This is a genomic window from Enterococcus sp. E4-150 (assembly GCF_035726465.1).
GTDB classification, from domain to species: Bacteria; Bacillota; Bacilli; order Lactobacillales; family Enterococcaceae; genus Enterococcus_B; species Enterococcus_B faecium.
The window spans coordinates 161,420-179,174 of sequence record NZ_JAPRGK010000003.1 but is presented as its reverse complement, the minus strand read 5'-3'; the positions used below and the strand labels follow the sequence as shown (position 1 = coordinate 179,174).

17 protein-coding genes and 1 other annotated feature are annotated in these 17,755 nt (G+C 38.3%); of the genes, 11 read left to right on the top strand and 6 right to left on the bottom strand.

The window, feature by feature from the left end; genetic code table 11:
- The first annotated feature begins 42 nt into the window (after positions 1-42).
- Together OZ002_RS04270 and OZ002_RS04265 are read left to right on the top strand one after the other, a co-directional pair.
- On the top strand, positions 43-930 hold the full coding sequence (locus tag OZ002_RS04270; RefSeq protein ID WP_010829736.1) for an alpha/beta fold hydrolase: 888 nt from the start codon (positions 43-45) through the stop codon (positions 928-930).
- 91 nt (positions 931-1,021) lie between these two features.
- Positions 1,022-2,122 (top strand): lactate oxidase, encoded by a 1,101-nt coding sequence (locus tag OZ002_RS04265; RefSeq protein WP_002319574.1) that lies wholly within the window; start codon positions 1,022-1,024, stop codon positions 2,120-2,122.
- 90 nt (positions 2,123-2,212) lie between these two features.
- Here the strand turns inward: OZ002_RS04265 and sdaAA are convergent, their stop codons facing one another.
- Entirely contained in the window at positions 2,213-3,085 is an 873-nt protein-coding gene (gene sdaAA / locus OZ002_RS04260) for an L-serine ammonia-lyase, iron-sulfur-dependent, subunit alpha (RefSeq protein WP_002294584.1), read from the bottom strand.
- A gap of 12 nt (positions 3,086-3,097) precedes the next feature.
- On the bottom strand, positions 3,098-3,766 hold the full coding sequence (sdaAB, locus tag OZ002_RS04255) for an L-serine ammonia-lyase, iron-sulfur-dependent subunit beta (RefSeq protein ID WP_002307114.1): 669 nt from the start codon (positions 3,764-3,766) through the stop codon (positions 3,098-3,100).
- Between the two features lie 342 nt (positions 3,767-4,108).
- On the opposite strand from sdaAB, the gene rplK reads away from it, so the two are divergent.
- From rplK to OZ002_RS04225, 6 genes are all read left to right on the top strand, one after another.
- Positions 4,109-4,531, top strand: a complete 423-nt coding sequence (gene rplK, locus OZ002_RS04250; RefSeq protein WP_002291638.1) for a 50S ribosomal protein L11 — start codon at positions 4,109-4,111, stop codon at positions 4,529-4,531.
- Between the two features lie 103 nt (positions 4,532-4,634).
- A complete protein-coding gene (gene rplA / locus OZ002_RS04245; protein WP_002294587.1) occupies positions 4,635-5,324 on the top strand; it encodes a 50S ribosomal protein L1 in 690 nt (229 codons plus the stop codon).
- 78 nt (positions 5,325-5,402) lie between these two features.
- Positions 5,403-5,530, top strand: a sequence feature (ribosomal protein L10 leader region).
- Positions 5,531-5,650: 120 nt separating this feature from the next.
- Positions 5,651-6,154 carry a 50S ribosomal protein L10 gene (rplJ, locus tag OZ002_RS04240; RefSeq protein ID WP_002291634.1) on the top strand — a complete coding sequence of 168 codons (504 nt, stop codon included), beginning with the start codon at positions 5,651-5,653 and terminating at the stop codon, positions 6,152-6,154.
- A 52-nt stretch (positions 6,155-6,206) separates the two neighbouring features.
- Complete coding sequence (rplL, locus tag OZ002_RS04235) at positions 6,207-6,575, top strand: 50S ribosomal protein L7/L12 (RefSeq protein WP_002294588.1); 369 nt, start codon at positions 6,207-6,209, stop codon at positions 6,573-6,575.
- Positions 6,576-6,680: 105 nt separating this feature from the next.
- A complete protein-coding gene (locus tag OZ002_RS04230; protein WP_049142148.1) occupies positions 6,681-7,370 on the top strand; it encodes a TVP38/TMEM64 family protein in 690 nt (229 codons plus the stop codon).
- 81 nt (positions 7,371-7,451) lie between these two features.
- The gene (locus OZ002_RS04225) at positions 7,452-8,654 is read left to right on the top strand and encodes an MFS transporter (protein WP_156249260.1); all 1,203 of its coding nucleotides are present in this window, start codon (positions 7,452-7,454) and stop codon (positions 8,652-8,654) included.
- Between the two features lie 190 nt (positions 8,655-8,844).
- Here OZ002_RS04225 and OZ002_RS04220 read toward each other — a convergent pair whose 3' ends face one another.
- Positions 8,845-10,377 (bottom strand): ABC-F family ATP-binding cassette domain-containing protein, encoded by a 1,533-nt coding sequence (locus tag OZ002_RS04220; protein ID WP_049142150.1) that lies wholly within the window; start codon positions 10,375-10,377, stop codon positions 8,845-8,847.
- A gap of 233 nt (positions 10,378-10,610) precedes the next feature.
- Here OZ002_RS04220 and nagB point away from each other — a divergent pair, with 233 nt between their 5' ends.
- The 3 genes from nagB (at position 10,611) to OZ002_RS04205 (ending at position 13,852) form a co-directional block, all read left to right on the top strand.
- Complete coding sequence (gene nagB, locus OZ002_RS04215; protein WP_002287787.1) at positions 10,611-11,312, top strand: glucosamine-6-phosphate deaminase; 702 nt, start codon at positions 10,611-10,613, stop codon at positions 11,310-11,312.
- Between the two features lie 376 nt (positions 11,313-11,688).
- Positions 11,689-12,402, top strand: a complete 714-nt coding sequence (locus tag OZ002_RS04210; RefSeq protein WP_002319006.1) for an MgtC/SapB family protein — start codon at positions 11,689-11,691, stop codon at positions 12,400-12,402.
- Positions 12,403-12,712: 310 nt separating this feature from the next.
- Positions 12,713-13,852, top strand: a complete 1,140-nt coding sequence (locus OZ002_RS04205) for an AI-2E family transporter (protein ID WP_156249259.1) — start codon at positions 12,713-12,715, stop codon at positions 13,850-13,852.
- An 88-nt stretch (positions 13,853-13,940) separates the two neighbouring features.
- On the opposite strand, the gene nrdF is transcribed toward OZ002_RS04205, so the two are convergent.
- The 3 genes from nrdF to nrdH all read right to left on the bottom strand — a co-directional run bounded on the left by nrdF (position 13,941) and on the right by nrdH (position 17,498).
- Positions 13,941-14,906, bottom strand: coding sequence for a class 1b ribonucleoside-diphosphate reductase subunit beta (nrdF, locus tag OZ002_RS04200; protein WP_002287792.1), 966 nt, complete (start codon positions 14,904-14,906; stop codon positions 13,941-13,943).
- A gap of 49 nt (positions 14,907-14,955) precedes the next feature.
- The gene (nrdE, locus tag OZ002_RS04195) at positions 14,956-17,115 is read right to left on the bottom strand and encodes a class 1b ribonucleoside-diphosphate reductase subunit alpha (protein ID WP_002319007.1); all 2,160 of its coding nucleotides are present in this window, start codon (positions 17,113-17,115) and stop codon (positions 14,956-14,958) included.
- Between the two features lie 158 nt (positions 17,116-17,273).
- On the bottom strand, positions 17,274-17,498 hold the full coding sequence (gene nrdH, locus OZ002_RS04190; protein WP_002287795.1) for a glutaredoxin-like protein NrdH: 225 nt from the start codon (positions 17,496-17,498) through the stop codon (positions 17,274-17,276).
- Positions 17,499-17,755: the final 257 nt, after the last annotated feature.

The window sequence follows — 17,755 nt, the reverse complement described above, 5'->3', positions numbered from 1 at the left end:
CTTTCAAGTCTTTCTTTTTTCTATATGGAAAGGAAGAGGTGTATGACAGAACCAATCAAAAATTTATGCAAACGTGCAACTGCAGCAGCTTTAGTCCTTATCAGTTTGTTTGCGTTAAGTGGTTGCCAGACGACGAAGATAAATACTACTGAAGTTTCTGATAAAGAAAAAACGGCAGAATCCAGTAAAGTGATAGAAAAAACCACTATTCCAACACTTTTTTTCCACGGCTACAGCGGGACAGAAAATTCCTTTAAAGGGATGTTGCGGCGTTTGGAAAAAAATCAGCAAGCAGTAAAAGAATTGGTTTTAACAGTAGGAACAGATGGACAAATACAAGCAACAGGAGATTTGTCTGGAAAAGCAGACAATCCGATGGTCCAAGTATTGTTTGAAGATAATAAAAATAACGAGTGGAATCAAGCAGAATGGATCAAATCTTGTCTTTTGTATCTGAAAGAAAACTACGGCATAGATAAAGTCAACATAGTGGGGCATTCCATGGGAGGAGTTAGTGCACTACGCTATTTAGGAACGTATGGACAGGATACGTCATTGCCACAAGTTCAGACATTAACAGCAATTGGCGCGCCTTTTAATGATTTTGTCGATGACAGTGCGCAGTCTCTGACAGATGAGTTAGCAAAGGGGCCTGCTGTCGTTTCTAACCGCTATCAAGATTACCAGCAAATGATCGGTAATATTCCTATAACCACTCGATTTTTCTTGATTGCTGGTCAACTAGATGAAACAGACTTGAGTGATGGAACAGTACCGTTAAACAGTGCATTAGCGGTCTATGCGTTGTTGAAGCAACGCGGAAATGAAATAGAGGAAAAAGTAGTGACAGGTGAAAATGCCTCTCATAGTATGCTTCATGAAAACCAAGAAGTAGATCAGCTTGTAAGTCGATTTATTTGGAAAGAATAGCGATAAAAGTATCTGAGAGTAAATGTTTGCTTACTTTTTGTAAGTTTAGTATGATTTATATGTAATCAAGAAGATGAAAGAAGGATCTACTATGACTTATCATACAAGTAATGAAGAACATCCAATCGATATTGTAAACATTGCCTCACTAGAAGGTCGTGTAAAAGAGCGCATGGAAGCAGGAGCTTTTGGCTATATTCGCGGTGGTTCTGAAGATGAGTGGACGATGAAAGAAAATACGACTTCTTTTAATACAAAGAAAATCATGCCACGGATATTACGCGGAATCGACTCAGCCGATTTGCATACATCTGTTTTCGGAATTGAATTAGATACACCGATTATCCAAGCGCCATCAGCGGCCCAAGGATTGGCACATGAAAAAGGGGAAGCTGATACAGCTAAAGGAGTAGCTGCTGCTGGATCAATCTTTTCCATCAGCACTTATGCAAATACGACAATCAAAGACGCAGCCGATGCAGCGCCAGGCGCACCGCAGTTTTTCCAATTATATATGAGTAAAGACGACAGATTCAATGAGTTCATTTTGAACAAAGCAGTAGAAGCAGGGGCTAAAGCTATCATTTTAACGGCAGATTCAACGCTCGGTGGTTACCGTGAAGAAGACGTCATCAATCAATTCCAATTTCCATTACCAATGCCTAACTTAGCTGCGTATAGCGAACAAAGTGCAAGTGGTAATGGCGAAGGAAAAGGAATCGCAGAAATTTATGCAGCTGCAAAACAAGGCTTGACACCAGATGACATCAAAACAATCAAAGAAATCACCCATCTTCCAGTTATCGTAAAAGGAATACAATCGCCAGAAGATGCAGTAATCGCTATCTCTGCAGGGGCAGATGGTATCTGGGTATCCAATCATGGTGGACGTCAATTAGATGGAGGTCCTGCTTCCTTTGAAGTATTGCCAAAAATTGCCGAAGTAGTCAACAAACGTGTACCAGTGATTTTCGACTCTGGTGTCCGTCGAGGAGAGCATGTCTTCAAAGCTCTGGCAAGTGGTGCTGACTTAGTTGCGATTGGCCGACCAGTGATTTATGGGTTGAATCTAGGTGGGGCAGAAGGAGTAACATCTGTTTTTGAACACCTGAACAAAGAATTGTCGATCACGATGCAACTTGCAGGAACAAAAACGATCGATGAAGTAAAAAATACGAAATTGATGGATTAATAAAAAACGAAGAGAAGGGCAATTAGTCCTCTCTTCGTTTTTTGTTATGAAGATAACTAATCTCTTAATACTCGAAATTAAGGAGCTTTATCACGCCCTCTTATTTAAAATCTCTTCCGCAAGTCGTTTAGCAGTTGGCGTAACAGCTAAGCCACCTTCTGCTGTTTCTTTGAAAATCGACGGCATTTGACGTCCGACTTGGTACATTGCAGCAACGACTTCATCCGGCGGAATGACACTTTCGATACCCGCTAATGCCATATCAGCAGAGATAAAAGCTTGAGAAGAGCCTAAAGCATTACGTTTGACACACGGGACTTCAACTAAGCCTGCAACGGGATCGCAAATCAGTCCCATCATATTTTTCAATGTAATGGCTACTGCTTGTGCTGCTTGATGAGGAGTCCCATTTTTTGCACAAACCAAAGCTGCTGCTGCCATTGCACTTGCAGAACCAACTTCTGCTTGACATCCCCCTTCTGCACCACTGATAGAAGCGTTGTTTGCGATAACTAACCCGAAAGCGCCAGCGGTAAATAAGAATTCCAATTGCTGTTCATGTGTCAAATCAAGCCGATCTCGGACAGCCATCAGCACACCAGGAACAACACCCGCGCTTCCGGCAGTCGGTGTAGCACAAATCAACCCCATTTTTGCATTGACTTCATTAACAGCTACAGCATTGCGTACAGCTTTTAAGATTGTTTCTCCACTTAAAAAGTCTGCCTCATTTAAATAATCATCTAATTTTTTTGCATCACCACCGGTAATTCCTGTGACGGAGGTAACACCTTCTTTTCCCTCGTTGATTGATTGTTCCATTACTGAGAGGTTTTTTTCCATAATCTCGATGATGTGACTACGGGAACGGCCACTCATTTCCATTTCAACTGCAATCATCAATTCTGCTACACTTGGATAAGCTTTTGCTTGATCTACTAATTCTTCAATCGATAAAAACATTTTTTTAGCTCCTTAATCGAAATAATTTACGCTGTCGATATTTGGCAGCTGTTTGAGTCTTTTTACCGTTTCTTCAACTTGAGGATTATCTACTTCAATGATCATGATGGCACTTTCGCCTTTTGATTCCCGTGTCACTGTCATAGTACCGATATTTGTATTGGTCTCAGAAAGTATACTAGTCACTTTAGCAATCATACCTGGAACATCTTGGTGGACAACGATCAAGGTAGGAGTACCCATGCTTAAAGAAATTTTGAATCCATTCAATTCAGAAATCTGGATATTGCCACCGCCGATCGAAATGCCGGTGACTGAAAGCTTTCGTGTTCCTTTTTTTAGAAGCATCTTTACAGAGTTTGGATGTTCGGCTTTTTCACTCTTAGGAACAAACAAGACTTCCATACCGGCTTCGTATGCCAATTTCAAAGAATCAGCTAAACGTTCATCATCGGGTTCCATCCCTAACAGACCGCCAACTAATGCAATATCTGTTCCGTGCCCCCGATAGGTTTTTGCAAATGATTCATATAGATAAATATCTACAGAATCAGGTTGTTCGCCAAATATACTACGTATGATTTTCCCGATTCTAGCAGCTCCGGCAGTGTGAGAGCTACTTGGACCAATCATCACAGGTCCAATAATATCAAAGACACTTCTATACCTTAAATCTTTCATTTTATCCACCTCATTTTGTTATGTAGGAATCTTTGTACAAGGGTCTAAAAAAACGTGTTATTGTTTGCTTTCATCTGTTGAACCATGCTAGCGCAAGTGTAACATAAAAGAAGAAATGGGAACGAAAAATTGTTGTTTTTTTAGAATAAATTTAGCGTTTATTCAAGCAAAATGTAAAAATAGCAGAAAAAAATCTTGAAAAAACAAATAAATTTGCTATACTGTATCAGTGTGCATTGTTTTGCACATTATTTGTCTGGATTTTTTCAGATCAGATAAAACGTGGGAGGAGAAATATGCATCTCCAATTAACCACATCACGGACTTAAGGAGGTATGTCTCGTGGCAAAGAAAGTAGAAAAAATCGTTAAATTGCAAATTCCTGCAGGTAAAGCAACTCCAGCTCCACCAGTAGGTCCTGCACTAGGTCAAGCGGGTATCAATATCATGGGATTCACAAAAGAATTCAACGCTCGTACAGCTGATCAAGCAGGTTTGATCATTCCGGTTGTTATTTCTGTATACGAAGACCGTTCATTCACATTCGTTACAAAAACACCGCCAGCTGCTGTTCTATTGAAAAAAGCAGCTAAAATCGAAAAAGGTTCAGGCGAACCAAATAAAAATAAAGTTGCGAAAGTTTCTAGCGATCAAGTAAGAGAAATCGCTGAATTAAAAATGGAAGACCTAAACGCAGCTAACGTTGAAGCAGCAATGCGCATGGTTGAAGGAACTGCACGAAGCATGGGGATCACTGTAGAATAATCTATACACCCTAAGACAGCAGCTTCTCAGTTGGCTCTATATTGAAAGATATAGAACACGTGGGAGGTACAACCGTTATAACCACAATCAAGGAGGAACCAAAATGGCTAAAAAGAGCAAAAAAATGCAAGATGCATTAAAAAAAGTTGATTCAAGTAAAGTTTATCCTGTTGCCGAAGCAGTAGCTTTAGCAAAAGAAACAAACATTGCAAAATTTGATGCAACAGTTGAAGTTGCATACCGTTTGAACGTAGACCCTAAAAAAGCAGACCAACAAATCCGTGGTGCTGTTGTATTACCAAACGGAACTGGTAAAACACAAACTGTTTTAGTTTTTGCTAAAGGAGACAAAGCAAAAGAAGCTGAAGCAGCTGGTGCAGATTTCGTAGGTGACGACGACATGGTTCAAAAAATCCAAAACGGATGGTTTGACTTTGACGTAGTTGTTGCAACACCTGATATGATGGCTACTGTAGGTCGTCTAGGACGAGTATTAGGACCAAAAGGCTTAATGCCAAACCCTAAAACTGGTACAGTTACAATGGACGTAACAAAAGCAGTAAACGAAGTGAAAGCTGGTAAAGTAACTTACCGTGTGGACAAAGCTGGAAATATCCATGTACCAATCGGAAAAGTTTCATTTGACGATGAAAAATTAGTTGAAAACTTTGCAGCAATCCATGATGTATTGCTAAAAGCTAAACCATCAGCAGCTAAAGGTCAATACATGAAAAATGTAACGATCACAACAACATTTGGACCTGGTATCCATGTTGACCAAGCTTCTTTCTAATTAAATATTAGAATGTTGATTGATCCAACTGAAAAATAATTCTTGACTCAACTAGTTTAGCATGCTAAGCTAGTTGAGGTTAATAATTAACTTGTACCGAAGACAGTAGGTGGCATCAAGCCTTAATTTCCTACCGAGGACGTTTATTGAATATATTCAATAGTCCCTCTATGTCTGCGGTGGCATAGAGTTTTTTATTGTGAATCACTATGAACGAAGTGAATAGATGATGAACAATACTGGTTGAGCAAAGTAACTATAAAAGTGATTTGCCTTTTCAGTGCAAAAAAACTCTTCCATCAAAATTCAGGAGGTGAAACTCAAAAATGAGTGAAGCAATTATCGCAAAAAAAGCAGCAATCGTTGATGAAGTAAGCGAAAAATTTACAGCAGCTGCATCAGTAGTAGTCGTTGACTACCGCGGATTAACAGTTGATGAAGTAACACGTTTACGTAAACAACTTCGTGATGCTAACGTAGAAATGAAAGTTATCAAAAATTCTATTCTTTCACGTGCAGCTAAAAAAGCTGGCCTTGAAGGCATGGACGAAGTATTCACTGGACCTACAGCTGTTGCATTCAGTAACGAAGATGTAGTCGCACCAGCGAAAATCATGGACGAATTTGCTAAAGAAGCAAAAGCATTAGAAATCAAAGGCGGTATCATCGAAGGTAAAGTCTCTTCATTGGAAGAAATCACAGCATTGGCAAAATTGCCAAATCGCGAAGGACTTCTATCTATGTTGCTATCTGTACTACAAGCGCCAGTCCGCAACGTGGCTTACGCTGTCAAAGCAGTGGCAGACAAAGAAGATGGAGATGCAGCTTAATTGCCGCATAAAGCATTAAATAAAAAAGAACAATTAAACGGAGGAAATTATAATGGCATTGAACATTGAAAACATCGTTGCTGAGTTAAAAGAAGCAACTATCCTAGAACTTAACGACCTAGTTAAAGCTATTGAAGAAGAATTTGGCGTATCTGCTGCTGCTCCTGTAGCTGTAGCTGCTGCTGGTGGCGCTGCTGCTGCTGAAGAACAAACAGAATTCACTGTAGAATTAACTGCAGCTGGAGACCAAAAAGTTAAAGTTATCAAAGCAGTTCGTGAAGCAACTGGTTTAGGCTTGAAAGAAGCTAAAGCTGTAGTTGATGGCGCTCCTGCACCAGTTAAAGAAGGCGTATCTAAAGAAGAAGCTGAAGAATTGAAAGCTAAACTTGAAGAAGTTGGCGCATCTGTAACTGTTAAATAATTTTTACTATTTAAAAGCACTGAGATCCTATGTTGGATTTCGGTGCTTTTTTGTTTTTATGTTAAACTATTATTTAATGAATATAGATTTTTTTCAGGAGGAAATATGAAAAAGAAAATAATCCGATTGATGTTGATCACGTTGGGAATCATTCTGATACTGGTAGTGGGCTATCGGTTGTATTTAGAATATCAGACAGACATCCAATTATTTTTAAATCCGAGAGCGAGTAAGGCAGAGCTACTCGCACATATTCGTTCGCATGGGACTTTTGCATCGATACTCTTGATCGTATTGACAGCGGTGATGTGTGCTGTTCCAGGTATTCCTACTTCAGTAGTTGGAGTCATCGCTGGTTTGAGCTTTGGTCCGTTTATTGGGGCAGGTATCAATGTTTTAGGGAATGCTTTGGGCAATATCTCCGCTGTGTTTTTGATGCACCGATTGAAATTTTTAGATAAGAAAACCGAAACGAATCATTGGGTGCAATCCATTCGGCAAATGAAACATCCAAAAATAGGTGTAATGTTAGGCTATATGATACCGGTTATTCCATCTTCTATGGTCAATTTTGCTGCAGATGCGATGAAATTGCCTCTACAGCAAATCATATTGTCGATCGTGATTGGAGTCATCCCTTCGTCTGTGTTGTATGCGTGTGGTGGAGAAGCTCTGTTTCACGGATATAACAAAACTGCAGTCACGTTGGTTGCAAGTGTTACTGTGCTAGTAGGGTTAGTTGTCTTCATTTATAAAGATCGCAAGAAAAAACAAGGAAAACAAAGACAAAAATAATAAGTGTGGCGAATAGTTGTATTTTTCTATTTCCAATCTTTTCCATAAGTTGTAAACTAAGATAGGAAATGGGGGAAATCAATGGAGAGTAAAGAAAAAACACCTTTAACAACGTCGCTTATTTTATTATTATCAATCACTTGCGGTGTCGTTGTTGCCAATATGTATTACATCCAGCCGATTGGAACAAAAGTAGCAGCTAGTTTATCTGTTAGCACAAGTGCAGTCGGGATATTAACAATGTTGACTCAGTTAGGCTATGCACTAGGGCTACTGTTTTTAGTTCCTTTAGGGGACGTGGTGGATCGTCCAAAATTAATTATACGAATGGCAGCGTTATCTGCTATCTCGCTGTTGGCCGCTTTTTTTGCGCCTTCGTTTGCGTTATTTGCATGCGCTTCTTTTTTAATAGGATTACTTTCGATCGTGCCGCAAATCATCATTCCTTACGGTGCGGTACTAGCGGGACCAAAAGCAAGAGGGAAGGTCATGGGTACATTGCTTAGCGGTTTACTCGTGGGGATTTTGCTTTCTCGGACGGTATCTGGTATTGTTGCCAGTCTTTTTTCTTGGCGGATGATCTATTTATTTGCTTTATGTGCAGTCGGAATTCTTACACTTCTGCTTTACTGGAAAATGCCGCGTTCTGTCCAGCAAAGTAGTACACCTGTTTCATACCTTGATTCACTTAAAAGTTTGCCGCATTTAGTTGCTTCTCAACGTCTATTAAGAGAAGCGGCAGTCAGTGGATTTTTCATGTTTGGAACATTTTCGATCTTTTGGTCTACGTTGATTTTTTATATCAGCAGTCCCGCCTACAATTGGGGAACATTCGAAGCAGGGATATTAGCGATTTTTGGTTTGTCTGGAGCAGTTGCTGCACCTATCGTGGGACGACTGGCAGATTCTTATTCTGAAAGAAAAATCGTGTATATGGGACTTGTTATGCAAACAATAAGCTTTATTGCTTTATTGGTTGGCGGAAGCCATTTGGCCATTTTGCTTTTAGCTATTATTTTATTAGACGTCGGGAATCAATTTGGTCAAGTAGCCAATCAAACACGAGTACAAGGGCTAGGTGAAGCAGCAAGCAACCGAAATAATACTGTATTTATGTTTATGTACTTTATTGGAGGTGCGGCTGGTTCATTGCTAGGGACGACAATGTGGCAGCAGTATGGCTGGTTAGGTGTAACGGTTAGCGGGCTTGTTTTTCAAGGATGTGCGTTCTTCTTTCAAACAGTTGTTTTTAAAGAAAAGAGAAATCTCGAAAATAAAAAATAGACGAAAAGAGGTTGTGAAAAGCTGTTCTGCATCAAGTAATAAGAATAGCCAAATAAAAATAGCTCCTCATATTTTGCCGTTTTTTGAGCTAATACCGAAGGTCAGCTAATTGGACACCATTTATTCAGAAGAAGGAGTTGTGACAAAACTTTTGTCACAGCTCCTTTTTTTCAACTATTCAATCAAACGTTTATTTTGGTTCAATCTCAATGACTCGTTGCACAAGATCTTGATAAAATTCTTGTTCATGAGAGACGATGATTACTGTTCCTGGAAATTTCTGTATCCCGTCTTGTAAGCTTTCTTTCGTTTCTTGATCGATATGGTTCGTCGGTTCATCGAGAATCAGTAAATTGCCTTGGTTCATTGTCAACTGTGCAAGTTTCACCTTAGTTTGTTCCCCACCACTTAATGTAGTGAGAGGTTCACTTGCTAATTGATTAACTAACCCTGCTTTAGCTAGTTGGCGACGTAATTCTTTGATAGTCGCTTTTGGAAATTGACTGCTTAAATATTGTAGTGGTGTTTCTAATGGATTTTCCCAGTACAGATCTTGTGAAAAGTAATTGATTTTTGTGTTATCTGGGAAGTGGAAATCGCCACTTATTTTTTCAATCTCACCGATCAGTGTTTTTAATAAAGTAGATTTTCCAATCCCGTTGAAGCCTCGAATGGCAATGTTTTCACCAAAGCGGATGGTCAAATTGATGGGTGCAAGTAGCGGTCGATCATATCCGATGACTAAATCAGTTGTTTCCACTGCTAATGTCGTGACAATAGGCGAGAATGGAAAATCAAAGACAGCTTTACTTGCTGAAGCTGGAGGCGTCAGCCGTTCGATTTTATCTAATTGTTTTTGTCGGCTTTTTGCCATCGTTGATCGGGAACCGGCTTTGTATTTTCGAATATAAGCTTCGGTCTTTTCGATTTGTTTTTGTTGAGCATGATATTGGCGCAAATAGCTTTCGCGATTTTGTTCCTTTTGTTTCAATGCTTGTTTTAGATGGCCAGTATACTTAGTAATCTTTCCAAACTCGATGTCTGCGATATGGGTGGTGATCTGATCAAGAAATTCTTGGTCATGGGAAATCACGATATACGCACCGTCAAAATCCTGAAGAAACTGCGTCAGCCATTGGATATGCTGATCATCTAAGTGATTGGTTGGTTCATCTAAGATCAGAACATCTGGGTTTTCTAAAAGTAGTTTTGCTAAAATCACCTTTGAACGTTGCCCACCACTTAGATTTTTCAACAGTGAATCTAAACCTAAGACATCGATCCCCAACCCGCTGCTCATCTCAGCAACTAAGGTGTCGATTTGATAAAACACTCCTTGGTCTAATTCCGTTTGGAGTTTCCCAGCTTTTTCCAGCAAGGAATCATCGAAGGTCTCGCTATATGTTTGGTAAAGAAAAGCAATTTTTTGTTCCTTTTCGTATTCTTTTGCGTACGCAGTTTTTAGAAATTCTTCGATTGTTAATGTTTCATCGACTTCCACATATTGATCGAGGTAACCTTTGTGAATATTTTTTTGCCAATGGATCTGTCCGTCATCTGGTAAGATCTCACCAGTGATGATTTTAATCAATGTACTTTTGCCGGCTCCGTTTTGTCCAATCAGCCCAAGATGTTCGCCAGCATTTAATTGCAGATCGACACCTTCATAGAGGATTTTGTCGCCAAATTGCTGGGTAATGTTGTTTAATGTCAGTATACTCATAATAACTCCTTTTTCATAAAAAAACTGCAGACATAAAGCGTCCACAGTGAATCACTTGCTTGGTTTTCATGCAACATGGATTGTTTGATTGAACCATCTTATGAAACCTAACACGGATTCCTATTTATTGTCAAGAAAATGAAAAAAATGCAATTTGGTCTATACTAATTATTGTAAAAAGAAAAAAAGAATGCTATAATTGGGCTATACCAAAATACAAAGGAGCAATCACTATGGAAATCATTCGTGTAAAAAACGCTGAAGAAGGCGGAAAAAAAGCATTTGAAATCATCAAAGAAGGTATGAACAAAGGTGCAAAAGTATTAGGATTGGCAACAGGAAGCACACCAGTTACTTTATATAAAGAAATGACTTCAAGCGATTTGGATTTCAGTGAAATGACTTCTGTAAACTTAGATGAGTACGTTGGACTAGGCGGTTCAGATGAACAAAGCTACCGTCATTTCATGGATGTCCAATTATTTGATAAAAAACCATTCAAAGAAACGTTTGTACCAGATGGAAAAGCAGAAGATCTGGAAGCAGCATGCAAAAAGTATGATCAAATCATCGATGCACATCCAATCGATATCCAAATCTTAGGAATCGGGCAAAATGGACATATCGGTTTCAATGAACCTGGTGCTTCATTTGACGGAACGACTTCAGTAGTTGACTTAACAGAATCAACAATCAATGCAAACAAACGATTCTTCGATAAAGCAGAAGATGTACCAACAAAAGCTGTTTCAATGGGAATCGGTTCAATTATGAAAAGTAAAGAAATCGTCTTGATGGCATTTGGCGAAAGCAAAGCTGATGCAATCAAAGGGATGATTGAAGGACCTGTAACGAATCATTTACCAGCAAGTGTATTGCAAAACCACGACAATGTTGTTGTGATCATCGATGAAGAAGCAGCAAGTAAGTTGTAATTTTCAATAGTAGGCTAAAGAGGTTGTGAAATCAGCGTTTTGACCTGAGTATTAGAGAAGACAAAGGAAAAATAGCTCCCCATATTTTGCCGTTTGTTGAGCTAATACCGAAGGTCAGCTGATTGAACACCGTTTAGTAGAGAGGTTGTAAAATCAGCGTTTTGACCTGAGTATTAGAGAAGACAAAGGAAAAATAGCTCCCCATATTTTGCCGTTTGTTGAGCTAATACCGAGGGTCAGCTGATTGAACACCGTTTATTCATAAAAAGGACTATGACAAAAATTTTGTCACAGTCCTTTTTTCATAAGAGGTAAAAATTGCACTTTTTTTGTCTGCTCCTTTCAGACATGATATATTGGACTGGAGGGTGTTTAGATGAATGATATGGTATTGACAATTCCAGAGATTATTTTACGTTTAGGGATCGCTATGCTATTTGGTGGAGCAATCGGTTTTGAACGACAATATAAAAATCGTCCAGCAGGTATGCGTACGCATATTTTAGTTTGTATGGGAGCATGTATCATTGCATTGATCCAAGTTGAGATCGCTAGTGGTGCATTAAGAGATGCTTTAGAGTATCCACAGCTTGCTGGAACGATTCGTTCAGATGAAGCAAGGCTGATTGCTCAAGTGGTGAGTGGTGTCGGTTTCTTAGGCGCGGGAACGATCATCGTCACGAAACAATCGGTGACGGGACTTACGACTGCCGCTTCTTTATGGGCAATTGCTGGATTAGGGATCGCCATCGGCATGGGTTACTATTCCATTGCGATCATCAGTTTTATCGGGATTGCTATTGCACTCACAGTAGTGAAACGCGTGATCCATGTACCTACGACTAAAAAGTTAGAAATCCAATTTATCCATAGAAAAGAAACCAAAGATTTTCTTACCGATTATTTTGAAGAGAAAAATATCGTAATCGAAGATGTGAATTTTGACGTAAAATTCGTTGATGACTACCGAGTGTACAAAAATATCTATACGATTGATCTTCCAAAAGGGCTCACTTATGCCGATGTGATCGAGGAGTTGTCCGTACACAAAAATATCACAAAGCTGCATTTAGTCAGTATTACGCAATAAATGATCTGAGGTTGTAAAATAGATGTCCTACATCAAGTAATAAGCCCAGCCAAATAAAAATAGTTCCTTATATTTTTCGTTTGGCTGGGCTTATTACGAAGATGCAAGCTTTTGAACACCGTTTATTTGGAAAAAGGGACTGCAGTATAATTTTTGTCACTACTCCAAACCGTGTTTTTGTTTAAATACTCGTCTACTCATTAAAATATGTTTATTTTTTTTTTGTTTTTTTTAAGCAAATGAAAATCTCAGCGCGTAACTCTTTGTTAAATGATAGAATAGAAGTATCAAAGGACCTTGGAGGAGATGTATGCAATCACGTTTTAAACAATCAAAATTATTTTTCTGGACAGTGGAGCTAGTACTCACGATCATCGGCGTGTACTTTATTTTACAAATGCCGAATATTTTTAGTCCAATATTGAAAGTGCTTTCGGCTATTTTTTTACCATTGCTTGTTGCTGGTTTTATCTATTATATGTTCGATCCAATCGTTGTTTTTCTCGAAAAGCATCGGATCCCGAGAGTGTTCGGTTTTTTATTGACGTTTTTGGTCGTAATCATTTTAGTTGTTTTAACTGTCATGAATGTAGTGCCTCAGTTAATGGAACAGACAATTCAATTGACCCAGAGCTTGCCAACGTATGCAGATGAAACAAGCAAATGGTTAAATGAATTGGCGCAGCGGGAAGAGTTTAAAAATTTCAATTTGGAAGAACAATTAGCATCAGCAAATTTATCTCTTAGTAATTTGTTCAATATTATATTAGTCAGTTTATCTGCAAGTGTCTCAAAAATCATTTCATTTATGATGCAATTTTTTATTTTGTTATTTACCGTTCCATTTATTTTGCTATTTATGTTCAAGGATGGGCACAAATTTATTGATGCGTTGTCTCACTTCTTTCCGAAAGCGATTCGTAAAGAGTTACGCCAAACGGTAAAAGAATTAAACGAAACATTATCTGCCTATATCAGCAGTACGATCTTAGATGCTTTGATTATTGGTGTAATGAGCTTTTTGGCAATGAGAATATTCGATCAGCCTTATAGCTTGTTGCTTGCGGTCATTTGCGGAATCACGAATATTATCCCGTATGTCGGCCCTTTTATTGGAGCGGTACCAGCAATCATTGTCGGTTTGTTTATCTCTCCATTTCAAGCTTTGTATATGGCGTTGTCGATTTTAGTGATCCAACAATTAGATGGAAATTTGATCAAGCCGTTGTTATTTGGGAAATCAATGAATATCCATCCTTTGACGATCATCTTGGTATTGATTGGAGCAGGAAGTGTCGCAGGAATATTAGGCATGCTGATTTGCATACCTGTCTATGCAGTGATTAAGACGATAATATTAAATATTCGGAAAATCTATTTATTGAGAAGAATGGAACATGTTTCGGAAAAGTTAGACAGTCCAAAAGTGCTGGAAGAAACAAGTGAATAAGCATAAAAAAGAGTTCAGTGTACATTTAAAATATCTGTACGCTAAACTCTTTTTATTTTTCGAAAAATTTTTGAATTAAAATAAATCCTTATTCCAATCCAATCAAATAATCGTCGTCTTTCATCGCTTCTACATGACCTAACAAATAGCCGTTTCCGACTTGTGAGAAGAAGTCATGGTTGCTTGTGCCTGTTGAAATCCCGTTCATTACGATTGGGTTGACATCATTGGCAGTATCTGGAAAGAGTGGATCCATCCCTAGGTTCATCAATGCTTTGTTGGCATTATAGCGTAGGAATGTCTTGACTTCTTCTGTCCAGCCGATTGGATCGTATAATTCTTCTGTATAACGTTCTTCGTTTTCGTAAAGCTCATAAAGAAGATTGTACATCCAGTCTTTTAACGTTTCTTGTTCTGCTTCAGGTAACTCGTTGAATCCTAATTGGAATTTGTAACCGATGTAGGTTCCATGTACAGATTCATCTCGGATGATTAGTTTGATGATCTCTGCTACGTTAGCCAATTTGTTGTTTCCTAAATAATAAAGAGGAGTATAAAAACCTGAATAGAACAAGAATGTTTCTAAAAAGACGCTGGCAATTTTCTTTTCTAGCGGTGTACCGTGTTTGTAGATTTCATTGATACGCTCAGCTTTTTTTTGCAGATAAGGATTCGTATTTGTCCAGTCAAAAATTTCTTCGATTTCTTTTTTCGTATTCAGTGTACTAAAAATAGAAGAATAACTTTTGGCATGAACGGATTCCATGAATTGAATATTGTTCAAAACGGCTTCTTCATGGGGAGTGCGGACATCTTTACGCAACTGATCCATGCCACTTTCAGATTGGACAGTATCTAGCAGTGTCAAACCGCCAAATACATGTCCTACTGTATCTTTTTCCAATTGAGACAATGTACGCCAATCATCTAGGTCATTTGAAAGTGGGATACGTGTATCTAGCCAAAATTGCTCTGTCAGCTTCTCCCAAGTGGATTTATCAATGATATCTTCAATTTCATTCCAGTTTATTGCTTCATAATATGTTTCTGACATGAGAATGCTCCTTTAATTAAAATATGAATAAGCGAATCTATCTATGATATTAGATCACGCAGCTTTCACATTGATTGCTTCCGATTTCTTCTGCATCATCAGTAAAGGTACGTACGTAATAAATGGATTTGATTCCTTTATGGAAAGCGTAATGTCTTAAAATATTCAAATCACGTGTCGTTTGCTTCGTTGTTGTCTTCCATTCATAAATGCCTTCTGGGATTTCAGAACGCATGAATAAAGTCAAACTCATGCCTTGATCGACGTGTTGTTGTGCCGTTGCATAAACATCGATTACTTTACGCATGTCCATATCATAAGCAGAAGTGTAATACGGAATCGTCTCATTGGATAGATAAGGCGCTGGGTAATAAATTTTACCGATTTTCTTCTCTTGGCGTTCTTCGATCATGCGAGTGATAGGATGAATACTTGCACTCGTATCGTTGATATATGAAATTGAGCCATTTGGTGCTACTGCCAAGCGATTTTGATGATACAGTCCATCTTTCATTACTGCTTGTTTCAAAGCATTCCAATCTTCAGCAGTTGGGATAAAAATGCCTTCAAACAATGCTTTGACTTTTTCTGATTTTGGCTGGAATTCTCCAGTTACGTATTTTTCGAAATAAGTGCCGTCAGCATAAGCTGATTTTTCAAAATTATGGAAAACTTGTTTTCTTTCACGAGCGATATTGTTGCTTTCAACAAGTGTCCAATAATTCAACAGCATGAAGTAAATATTTGTAAAGTCTAATGAATCCTCTGAGCCATATTCCATTTGTTCTTTTGCAAGATAAGTGTGTAAGCCCATGGCACCTAATCCAATCGTATGATTCAGCTTATTTCCGTTTTGGATCGGTGGTACGACATCGATATCAGATGCATCTGTAATAAATGTCAATGCACGAGTCATCGTACGCACAGATTGACCAAAGTTAGGGCTTTGCATCAAATTCACGATATTTGTCGAGCCTAAGTTACATGAGATATCTGTTCCTAATACTTCATATTCCTGTTTGCCGTTAATCACAGAAGGCGTTTGAACTTGTAAAATCTCTGAACATAAATTACTCATGATGATCTTGCCATCGATTGGATTCTCGCGGTTCGCTGTATCAATATTGATTACGTAAGGATAGCCAGATTCTTGTTGTAATTTTGAGATTTCATTTTCAAGATCACGCGCTTTGATTTTTTGTTTGCGAATGTTTGGATTTGCAACTAGATGATCATACTCAGCTGTAATATCTACATAAGAGAATGGGACACCATATTCTTTTTCGACACTATATGGACTAAATAAATACATATCTTCGTTTTTACGTGTCAATTCATAAAATTTATCAGGTACGATCACGCCAAGAGAAAGAGTTTTTACGCGAATCTTTTCATCTGCATTTTCTTTTTTTGCTGAAAGGAAAGCAATAATGTCTGGATGGAAAACGTTCAAATAAACCACGCCAGCTCCTTGACGCTGACCTAATTGATTAGAATAGCTGAAACTATCTTCGAATAATTTCATGACTGGAACGACACCACTTGCAGCACCCTCATATCCTTTGATAGGAGCGCCGGCTTCACGAAGATTTGATAAAGTAATCCCTACGCCGCCACCAATACGGGACAATTGCAAAGCAGAGTTGATTGAGCGCCCGATAGAGTTCATATCGTCAGTGACTTGAGTCAAGAAACAAGACACCAATTCGCCCCGACGTTTACGTCCAGCATTCAAGAAAGAAGGTGTAGCTGGCTGATATCGTTGATGGATCATTTCGTCTGCAAGAGCAAGTGCTAATTCTTCATCCCCGTTCGCAAAGTAAAGCGCATTGAAGGCTACTCGATCTTCATAAGTTTCCAGATAAGCGGAACCGTCGTTGGTTTTCAACGCATATTGAGAATAAAATTTGTAAGCAGCCATAAAAGATTTGAAAGAAAAATGTTGCTCGTCCAAAAATTGATATAGCTTTTCAATAAATGATGGTGAATACAATTGAATGAATTCTGCTTCTATATATTCTTGATCGATCAAGTAATTGATTTTTTCCATAATAGATGGAAAAGTCATCGTATTTGGTTTGACATTTTCCTCAAAAAAGGCAACTAAAGCTTCTTTATCCTTATTCAAAGGGATTTGACCATTGACTGGCCGATTGATTTCATTATTCAGCTTGAAATAACTGACATCTTGTAAATTTTTAAGACTCATACGTACGCCCAACCTTCATTTCGTATTTGATGATGCTTGATTGCAAATCATTGCATTGTTTTTAAGCTTTAAAAAAGGATTTGGAAGTTTGCGACAAAAACTGGTGCTGTCTCAAGCCCTTCAAATCCATGTATCACGTTTTGATTCTTTTAGTCATGTTAGCTGGCAAGTTTACGCAACTGATCAGGACGGAATCCGATAACTGTTTCTGCATCAGAAGTAATGACAGGAACACTTTGGAATCCTTGTGCTTTCAACCAGTCTACTGCTTCAGGCTGTTCATCGATATTGACTTCTTCAAAAGCAATTTGATTTTCTGTTAAAAACCGTTTGACCATCTTACATTGCATACAATTATTTTTAGAAAAGATTTTTACGTTCATGGTGAGTGCCTCCTCTAACACATTCTTATTATCTATAATAGATAGTATAAAACTCTTAGTAAAAAAGTCAAACAACAAACACTACATATTGTGTTGTGGAAACTGTGGAATACTAAGTTTTGTGTTTTTGAAAAAAGAGCTGAAAACAAGTATCGTGTGGGAAAATAGCAAATTTAATAGAGAAAAAATTGTGGAAAACTATGAAGAAATATTTTTTTCTCATTTTTATCTATCAATACTAAAGATTCGCTCATAAT